This window comes from Dolichospermum sp. UHCC 0259 (genome assembly GCF_009711935.1).
GTDB lineage: Bacteria > Cyanobacteriota > Cyanobacteriia > Cyanobacteriales > Nostocaceae > Dolichospermum.
In genome coordinates, this window is the sequence record NZ_VIKX01000151.1 from 1 (window position 1) to 942 (window position 942).

A 942-nucleotide genomic window follows, 5' to 3' on the forward strand; every position below is an offset into this window, starting at 1 on the left:
TACTTCTACCTACCCTATAAACTCTCGAAAGTGGGGGGAGAGTGAAAAACTACGAGGGTTTAGCAGTGCTAAACCCCTACAAATCTGGGTTTTCGTGATTTTACAAAAGTCCATGTCTCAACCGTTTTTAGTATAAGCTATTACAAATTAGTTAAGAATTGGTATAACTGCTTTTGTTGCTACTAGTAAAGATTGTGTAAAAGCAGCATATCCCTGTGGACAGCCAGTTTTGATTATTGCCAAATCAATATGTTTACCTAAGTTCCAACGAATTTGTAGCGATCGCTGATTGCTACTATCTTCAGATAGATACATTGATTGAGAAATTGCATTCTCCAAAATATCCTTTGTATTGTCTAAATGCTCTAAATTTTCCAGTTTTTCTAACTCCACACCTAAAAGATTGGCAACGTTTTGGGTATCAGCGAGTAACCATGTCTCAAAATTTCTAATTGCTAAACCTCCAGCAGAGCGATTCCTACGGAGCGCTTCGCTATCGCTAATTGGTTTTTCGTTAATATCTAAATGATTATCACGAATTTTATTTAAAGCTCGTTCTAAATCAATTTGTCTTTGCTCTAGTTTATCATCAGCATCAACCACAATGAGGATCATGTCTACATCCTCTGGTTTCCACAAAATAACAATTTGCGCTAGATATTTGATATCTAAAATTGAATGTCCAGTTCGTAAAGTCCGTTTTTGACTTTCTTTAATAGATGGATGTCTTTGGATGAAATCACAATCAGGAAATCCAGCATTTTCAAGTTCTCGTCTAATTAAAGTATGCAGTGCGCCCTCGCTGGTTCTTTCAATAACTTTCCCCCCATCTTCTGGTTTAATGTAAGGAATACTTGCACCCAATTCTGCTTCCCCTTCAGCAATTAGTGTGACTTGAACCATAACTTGGGCTAAATTGTGAACCATAAAATGAGCCATAAG

Annotated in this window: 1 protein-coding gene; it reads right to left on the minus strand. The window is 36.8% G+C overall.

Annotated elements, in window-relative coordinates; translation table 11 throughout:
• Positions 1-147: 147 nt before the first annotated feature.
• Entirely contained in the window at positions 148-939 is a 792-nt protein-coding gene (locus FJR05_RS11930; protein ID WP_254446918.1) for a hypothetical protein, read from the minus strand.
• Positions 940-942 lie beyond the last annotated feature (3 nt).

What these genes read in the sequence shown, in the direction of transcription:
- FJR05_RS11930 (WP_254446918.1), bottom strand. Translation starts at nt 939, where the DNA reads ATGGCTCATTTTATGGTTCACAATTTAGCCCAAGTTATGGTTCAAGTC.